This window comes from Bradyrhizobium sp. CCBAU 25338 (genome assembly GCF_028128965.1).
GTDB lineage: Bacteria > Pseudomonadota > Alphaproteobacteria > Rhizobiales > Xanthobacteraceae > Bradyrhizobium > Bradyrhizobium liaoningense.
Genome location: NZ_LFKY01000032.1, coordinates 191,511 through 199,072, shown reverse-complemented (window position 1 = coordinate 199,072; position 7,562 = coordinate 191,511). Strand labels below are relative to the sequence as shown.

Annotated in this window: 12 protein-coding genes; 11 read left to right on the top strand and 1 reads right to left on the bottom strand. The window is 59.9% G+C overall.

Annotation, left to right across the window (positions count from 1 at the left end; genetic code table 11):
• Positions 1-447 precede the first annotated feature (447 nt).
• The 11 genes from ACM42_RS13125 (at position 448) to ACM42_RS13075 (ending at position 6,784) form a co-directional block, all read left to right on the top strand.
• On the top strand, positions 448-1,560 hold the full coding sequence (locus tag ACM42_RS13125; RefSeq protein ID WP_271528312.1) for a phage portal protein: 1,113 nt from the start codon (positions 448-450) through the stop codon (positions 1,558-1,560).
• Entirely contained in the window at positions 1,557-2,234 is a 678-nt protein-coding gene (locus ACM42_RS13120) for a hypothetical protein (RefSeq protein ID WP_271528311.1), read from the top strand. The genes ACM42_RS13125 and ACM42_RS13120 overlap by 4 nt, the downstream gene beginning before the upstream one ends.
• On the top strand, positions 2,234-2,560 hold the full coding sequence (locus tag ACM42_RS13115; protein ID WP_271528310.1) for a gene transfer agent family protein: 327 nt from the start codon (positions 2,234-2,236) through the stop codon (positions 2,558-2,560). Before ACM42_RS13120 ends, ACM42_RS13115 begins: the two co-directional genes overlap by 1 nt.
• Complete coding sequence (locus ACM42_RS13110; RefSeq protein ID WP_271528309.1) at positions 2,557-2,832, top strand: hypothetical protein; 276 nt, start codon at positions 2,557-2,559, stop codon at positions 2,830-2,832. The genes ACM42_RS13115 and ACM42_RS13110 overlap by 4 nt, the downstream gene beginning before the upstream one ends.
• Positions 2,829-3,326, top strand: a complete 498-nt coding sequence (locus ACM42_RS13105) for an HK97 family phage prohead protease (RefSeq protein WP_271528308.1) — start codon at positions 2,829-2,831, stop codon at positions 3,324-3,326. Before ACM42_RS13110 ends, ACM42_RS13105 begins: the two co-directional genes overlap by 4 nt.
• 24 nt (positions 3,327-3,350) lie before the next feature.
• Positions 3,351-4,511, top strand: a complete 1,161-nt coding sequence (locus tag ACM42_RS13100) for a phage major capsid protein (protein WP_271528307.1) — start codon at positions 3,351-3,353, stop codon at positions 4,509-4,511.
• A complete protein-coding gene (locus tag ACM42_RS13095; protein WP_271528306.1) occupies positions 4,511-5,074 on the top strand; it encodes a hypothetical protein in 564 nt (187 codons plus the stop codon). Before ACM42_RS13100 ends, ACM42_RS13095 begins: the two co-directional genes overlap by 1 nt.
• Positions 5,074-5,403 (top strand): HNH endonuclease signature motif containing protein, encoded by a 330-nt coding sequence (locus ACM42_RS13090; protein ID WP_271528305.1) that lies wholly within the window; start codon positions 5,074-5,076, stop codon positions 5,401-5,403. The genes ACM42_RS13095 and ACM42_RS13090 overlap by 1 nt, the downstream gene beginning before the upstream one ends.
• Before the next feature lie 355 nt (positions 5,404-5,758).
• Positions 5,759-6,049 carry a head-tail connector protein gene (locus tag ACM42_RS13085; RefSeq protein WP_271528304.1) on the top strand — a complete coding sequence of 97 codons (291 nt, stop codon included), beginning with the start codon at positions 5,759-5,761 and terminating at the stop codon, positions 6,047-6,049.
• A complete protein-coding gene (locus ACM42_RS13080; protein WP_271528303.1) occupies positions 6,049-6,465 on the top strand; it encodes a DUF3168 domain-containing protein in 417 nt (138 codons plus the stop codon). The genes ACM42_RS13085 and ACM42_RS13080 overlap by 1 nt, the downstream gene beginning before the upstream one ends.
• A gap of 1 nt (position 6,466) precedes the next feature.
• Positions 6,467-6,784, top strand: a complete 318-nt coding sequence (locus tag ACM42_RS13075; protein ID WP_271528302.1) for a phage head closure protein — start codon at positions 6,467-6,469, stop codon at positions 6,782-6,784.
• Between the two features lie 2 nt (positions 6,785-6,786).
• On the opposite strand, the gene ACM42_RS13070 is transcribed toward ACM42_RS13075, so the two are convergent.
• Positions 6,787-7,557, bottom strand: a complete 771-nt coding sequence (locus ACM42_RS13070) for a hypothetical protein (RefSeq protein ID WP_271528301.1) — start codon at positions 7,555-7,557, stop codon at positions 6,787-6,789.
• Between the last annotated feature and the right edge of the window lie 5 nt (positions 7,558-7,562).

The following is a 7,562-nucleotide window of genomic DNA, read 5'->3' as shown; positions in this document are numbered from 1 at the left end:
GCTGTGTCGTCTAAGTAAGAGAAGAGAAGTAAGAGGGTATATCTATTAGATAGTCGGCGCGGCGTTACAGGGTTGCCCCGATCAGTGCTCACCCTTCCCGGAATGGGGAGACTCCCGGAGTGGATAATCTGCCCCGGGATGCAGGCTCCCCGGCAATCACCTTCCCCGCCGTCGCGTCACTAAGTATACAATTGCGACAATCCGAAATTCCGCTTGCGCCCAATTTGAAAGCGTGAGACTATAGTTGTGTCGCTGATCGAAACGCATCAGTGCCGCGCCTTGGGGAAGGCGCTGATCTAGCAGAGCAATAAGGACGCACTCGACGCAACCGCAATCCAGCGGCTGCGCAACCCTTATTGGTCTATGTCGTTCGCCTCACGCCTCAAACAACTGATCGGACTCGAAACAAAGTCAGGCCTCTCCTCGCCTGAGCCTTGGCTTGTCGAGATGTTCGGCGCGAGCCCGACCGCCGCCGGTGTTGTTGTCACTCCGCGCACGGCGATGGAATGCAGCCCGGTCCATTGCGCCGTGCAGTTGATCGCTGAGGCCATCGGCTCTCTTCCGTTGCCGGTTTACAGCGTCGCCAGCGATGGCGCCAAGACCCCCGACACAAGCCACCCCGTTCACACACTCCTGCACGACGCGGCTAACGATTGGACGGCGGCGGGTGACTTCCGCGAGCAAGTCACCCGTGACGCCCTTCTCTATCCCCATGGCGGTTTCGCTCACATCGTTCGCGTCGAAGACAAGCCAGCCGAACTTATCCGCATTGATCCTGAGCGAACACCCGTCAGCGTCACTTACGGCGACGACAATGAACCGATCTACAAGATTGGCGCCCAGGAAATTGATCGCAGCAACCTTCTGCACATTCCCAGCCCGTCATTGAACGGTCGGGGTCTGGTCTATGAAGGCAGGGAGGAGATAGGCCGGGCTATCACATTGGACCGCCATGCTTCGCGTTTGTTCGGAAACAGCGCGCGCCCTTCCGGCATCCTGACCCTGAAAGGTGTGCAGACGCCTGACTCAATCGCAAAGGTGGGCGCCGCATGGAAGGCAGCCCATGGCGCTGGTAAGTCCGGCAGCACAGCCGTGATTCCTTCCGAAGCGTCGTTCCAATCGGTGACGCTCAGCTCAGTGGATGCTCAGTTTGAAGAGCTTTGCCAGCTCGCGATTACCAACGTCGCGCGGCTGTTCCGCGTCCCGCCGCACATGCTGTTTCAGATGGGCCGCGCGACCTTCAACAATAGCGAGACGATGGGCACCGTGTTTCTTGTCTACACGCTGTTGCCTTGGATTCGGCGCTGGGAAAGCGAGATCGCGTTGAAGCTCTTCACGTCGGAAGAGCGCCATAACTACGTCGCGAAATTCGACACCCGCCAGTTTCTGCGGCCCGACTTTCCCCAGCTCATTGAAGCCCTGAGCAAGGCCGTTGCGTCACGCATTTACAATCCGAATGAAGCTCGCGCGGAACTCGACAAGGCCGGATATGCGGACGGCGACAAATTCCTGAATCCAGCAATCGAGTCAACCAATGCAAACAAGGTGCTCGAAGCATGAGGACCGTCCTTCTGCACGGCAAGCTCGGCAAGGAGTTCGGTCAGTCCCATCGCTTCGAGGTTGCGACTGCGGCCGAGGCGCTGCGCGCGCTCAATTGTGCGCTCCCGAAGCGGTTCGTGGCGGCGCTCGACGGCGGCTATTACAAGGTCGTGCGCGGCGATAAGCGCTCCGGCATGCAGCTCGACATCGATCTCATCAACGAGTTCAATCTGGGCGGAGCCGACCTGCACATCATCCCGGTCGCCAAGGGCGCGGCCATGAGTCAGAGCGCCAAGGGCACCACCAAGATCGTGCTTGGTGCGGCTCTGGTTGGCGGCGCAATCTTCCTGTCCGGCGGCGTGCTCGCAACTCCGATCGGCGCGCTCAGCGGCGTTCCGCTGCTTGGTGGCACAACTTACGGTGCCATCGCTGCAATCGGCTTGGGCCTCGCTCTTTCCGGCGCGTCAACGCTGCTCGCCAAGCCTGCCAATCAGTCGACGGAGGCATCTAACGCCCTCAACGTCAACGGCGGCAACGTCGGAAATTCAGGACAGCAGGGCAATGCGATCCCGCTGATCTACGGCGAATGTCTGGTTGGATCGACACCGATCTCGGCGTGGTCCGACATCGAGGACATCGATGTTTACGCGGACAGCGTCGGCTCCATTGAAACCGCATTCGGAGAGGCCGGCTGATGGCTAATCTCTCTTACACCGCGTTCTTTGGCGACGGCGAGCACACGTTCCGCCTGACCAAGCGCGAGATTGAAGAGCTTCAAATCAAGTGCGGCTCCGGAATCGGCGCGATCGCTAATCGCATCGCCGCGCGCAACTTCGCCCTTGCTGACATCAACGAAACCATCCGTCTTGCCCTGATCGGCGGCGGCATCACGCCCAAGCGCGCCTATGAGCTGATCGTCGCCTATGTCGACGGCCGCCCCCTGATCGAAACACACGAACTCGCCGCGAAGATCCTTGAGCGGACTTTGTGCGGAAACCCAGACGAGGACTCAAAACAATGAAGGCGACTCTCGCCGCAAATGGCACTTCGGACCCGGAGTTCTGGCCCGGTGGTCACGGCACCTTCATGTCCTGGGGCACGTTCGGCGGCGGTTCGCTGGTGCTCGAAATATCGCCGGACAACGGGGACACTTGGATTCAGTACGACGGTTTCGGCAGCACCAAACCCCAAAGTTTTTTCATTTTTGGCTTCACGCTCCCGCCGTGCATGCTCCGGGCAAAGCTGATCAATGCCACGTCGCCTTCCGTTTCCTTCAAGGTGGCACGATCGTGAGCATAATCGACAGGCTTGAGATCAAAGCAAAGCTCAGCGTGAGCGATGAAGGTGAGATCACCGGCATCGCATGGCCGTACAATGCCGGGCCGGACAGCTATGGCGACCTGATCACCAAGGGCGCTTTCGGCACGATTATCCCTGATCTGCCAATCTTGTATCAGCATCGCCCCGACGATCTGGTTGGTACGTGGAATGAAGTGAAAGAGACCGACGACGGACTGACCGTCAAGGGCACTCTTCACCTCGACCAGCCGCGCGCGCGTTCAATTCGCGCGATGCTCACGACTGGCCTCGTTACCGGCCTGTCAATTGGCTTCCGAACCAAGGCGGCCCGCAAGCAAGCGCGGGGCCGCATCATCGACGCGCTCGACCTTGCCGAGATCAGCTTGGTCCGCGACCCAGCCCATCCACGCGCCCGCCTCACGGGCGCAAAACAAGACGCGCTTCGCAGCGTGGCCGATCTCATCCGGCATTTCCGGCAATGCCTTTAGTCTCCTAGGAGCTTAGACGACCAAATGAAGCCTGCGCATGCACTCGAATTCAAAGACAGCGGCGAAGCGGACGATCCGATTGCCGAAGTTGCCAAAGAGTTGGCAGCGTTGAAAGCGGACCTCGAAACGAAGGCCGCCAACGACAACACCAAGCTCACCGAACGGCTCGACCGTATCGAGGCAAAGGTCAACCGGCCGGGCAACAAGTCCGCCGCCAATGACAATGAGCCCCGGGTCGAAACCAAGGCGCTCAATAAGTTCCTGCATGCCGGCGTTCAGTCGCTGGACGATCTTGAACGCAAGACGCTCAATCTCGGTACGACCACGGCGGGTGGTTATGTCGTCGCTCCGGAATACTCGACCAAGATCGTTGAGGGCCTGACCCAGTTCTCGCCCCTTCGTGGTCTTGCGTCGTCGATGACGATTGGTGGCACCGAAATCTATATCCCTACGCTCACCGGCAATGCCGATGGTGGTTGGGTTACCGAGACCGGCACGCGCCCGACGACCGAGCCCGTGTTTGGGCAGGCCGATATCAAGACGTTCGAATATGCCGCCGTCGTTCCCGTCAGCGTGCAGCTCCTCGAAGATTCGTTCGTCGATCTGGCTGGCTTCCTCTCGCGTCACATCACCAAGCGTTTTGCCAAGGGCGAATCGGCCGCCTTCATCGTCGGTGACGGCAACGGTAAGCCCACTGGCCTGATGCACACGCCCGGTTCCTACAATCAGATCACGGCGGACCAGGACGGCAGCGACCTGCTCGCGAAGCTGATCGACACCTTTTATGCGCTGCCCAGCGAGTATGCCAACGTCGGTAGCTGGCTGATGAAGCGCGAGACCATGGGCCTGATCCGTAAGCTGGCTGATGCCTCGACCGCCAACCGCACGCTTTGGTCCGATGGCCTCGCGAACGGCACGCCCGCGACCCTCTTGGGTCGTCCGGTCTATGAGGCGATCGACATGGACTCGTTTGTCGGCAGCGGTAGCCCGGCGGCGGATACGTTCCCGATTGCGTTCGGTGATTACGCGAGCGCCTACCAGATCGTCGATCGCGTCGGCGTGGCGATTCAGCGCGACGATTTCACCGGTGCCGACAATGGCATCGTGAAGCTCCGCGCCCGTCGCCGCGTCGGCGGCAAGCCGATTCTGCCGGAAGCCGTGGTCCTGATCAAGGCAACGGCATAATGGCTATGCGGCTCGCAAACGACGAAATCACCCTCGCCTTGTCTCCGAGCGTGACAGTGACCTTGCGCCCGTCTTTGCGAGCCGCATTCCGCCTCAATGAGAAGTATGACGGCTTTCAGGCCCTCTTTCTGGCAATCCGTGAAGGCAATCTGACTGCAATCACCGACCTGATCGACGCAACGCGCATCGGCCATCGGTATCGCGAGCCCAGCATTGCCGAGCTGTTGGCGCCGGAAGTGAAAGACCGACTACTCGCATTCATCCCCGTGTTGTGCGGCGCCGACGACAATAAGACCGACGCCGAACCGCAGTCCGGCGAGCCCAGGACGTTCGAGGAAGAATTTACGGACCTCTATAAGGTCGCGACCGGCTGGCTAAAGTGGCCGCCTTCGGTTGCATGGTCCGCGTCAATTGCCGAGATCGTCAACGCTCGCGACGGCTATCTGGAACTGATGGCCCTCCGCAACGGCAAGCGCGACGATACCGAGACAATCGATGCGACCAAGGGCATGCCCGCCGATCTCCGCAAAGAGATCAACGCAATCGGCAGGGGCAAACGATAATGCCGACGAAGCCACCCCGGATTTGCTCTTGCGGCAAGATCACACCCGCGAACGTGCTCTGTCTGTGCGAGCGACGGCGCAAGGCTGAGACCGACAAGCGCAGGCCCAGCGCTCACGATCGCGGCTATGACAGCCATTGGAAGCAAGCGCGCCGCGCCTTCCTCGACAAGCACCCGTCTTGCGCCATGTGCGGCAAGCCTGCCGTCGTGGTCGATCACAAGACACCCCATCGGGGTGACAAGGCCAAGTTCTGGGACAAGACGAACTGGCAGTCCCTTTGCGCCCATCACCACAACAGCACCAAGCAGTCCCAGGAAAGAAAACAATGACCGTCCGAACCCTCACCCATACAGGCCTAACCCTCACCGTCCGTGAGTGGGCCAAGCTCACCGGTCATTCGCCTAGGATCATCTATTGGCGTCTTAGCCAAGGATGGAGCGTTGAGGATGCACTGACCTCACCGAAGTGGAAGCGCGTCACTGTCTCTCCCTCAGCACAGCTTGAGACCGAGTTTCACAAGCTTGTCTGCTCGATCGATGGCGCGTTGCGCGTCTATCGCAAACACGTCGGCTCTCTGATGTTGGAAGAGCTAGACCCGGGGGTGGGTCGAAACATCGCAAAAAGTCGCCGCGACCGGTGCCCCCGGGTCGCGCAAGAGAGCGCCTAATTGGAGTTTTTCTGACCATGCCCGCCCTCACCTTGGACCAAACGAAGGCCCACCTGAACGTCACGTTCGACGCTGACGACGCGCTGCTTACCGACAAGCTGGCGGCGGCAAAGGCGTGGGTTGGCGCCTATACGGCCTCCGATGTGGATACGGACGGCACCCCGCCCCCGGTCAATGAAGCCGTACTGCAATTGACGGCCCACCTCTATCAGAACCGGGAAGCTTCCGTTGTCGGCCTGACTGCTACCGAATTGCCCTTCGGCTTCATCGATCTCTTGGCCCCTTATCGCGCGTTTTGCTTCGGATAATGACCAATTCTGACCCCTCATTTGTCCTGCAAGAGGCTATTCGGGCACGCCTGATCGCGTCCCAAGAGCTTCTCGCCCTGGTGCCGCCGGACAACATCAGGGACGCTACTGGACGCCCTGAGATCATGCCCGCTGTCTACATTGGCGAGGGCAGCACCTCTTTCCGGCGCTGGGACGCGACCAGCCTACAAACCCTGCACGTCTGGTTTCAGGAACCGGGCCTTGAGCAGTGCAAGCAGGCCGTGTCCGCGATCGTCGCAGCGCTACGGGTGGATGCCCAGCTTGATGGCGTGCTGCACCTCGACGGCTGGGACTGCCACGACCTTACAGTCACCCTCACCCGGTTTATGCGCGATCCGCACGGCTCTTTCTCGCACGGCGTTGTCTCCGCCGCCGGCATCATGAAGGCCGCCTGACATGCGCGCGGGTAACCTCGACCGGCTTATTGAAATCCAACGCCGCAGCACAAGCCTGAAACTCAACGGCACCCCCGTTGAGACCTGGACCACGTTCACCACTATGCGGGCGCAACTGCTCAAGAATGCCACCGACGACCGGGAAGACGCACGCGGGCACACCACCGACACGGCGCTGACCTTCCGCATGTACTATTTCGCGAGCCTCAGCCTCAATGACCGGCTGCTCTATGAGGGGCAGCAATACGACGTGAAGCAGATCACCGAGATCGGCCGCCGCGTTGGGATGGACGTGACCTGCGAGCGGGTTGGGCCTTGAAGTCAGTGACGAAGCTCCAACGAACGATCAATTTCCTCGCCCTTTGCGAGCAAGCGTCGACGTTCGGCTCGCAGCCGAATTTCATGATTCGCGAGAGCGTCGCTGATGGCATGACGGGTGCTATCAATAAACTCGTGCACGCTTCTCACAAAATGCGGGGCAATTCGTCCCAGGAACTGCATTCTAGATTCGTCGGGCGAACCTTGTTGTTGCCTAAGAGTGAGGGCCCGCGACTCGTCATGGATGCTCGCAATTATCTGGCGCAGGTCCGCACGTTCGGTTCGCTGAATGCGTGTCAATCTCAAACGGTCGCAAAATCTTCCCCAGTTTACGTCTCCGAGCCGATCGATCGAGGCCCGAAGGGCGAGCAGCTCATTGGCGAGAACATCCACCAACGCGATATCTCCCTTCTCCCAGAAATCGATCGTGGCCGATACCTTACCGAGGCCATTTTGGATTGCTCTTATCTCACCGATGAACGCGATGTCAGCATCGATCGCCTCCAAATCCGAAACCAGGATAGGTTGGAGCTGCGAAGCCGCCTGGGCGGCCATGATGCGCACTTGCCGCCAGACTGGCGCAACGGCCATCCAGCCGATCAAGGCGGCGCCTACTACGCCGATCAGTGTTTGCCAATCCTGGATGACCTTCAGGATCCCGCGAGCATCAATGTCGGAGATCACCGCGCCGCTTATACCAAGCCATGTTGTGAGGACCGCCGCCAACATCAAAGCCGCGATGGTGGCGAGACCAGGAAGGTTGTTTCCGTTCATGGAGA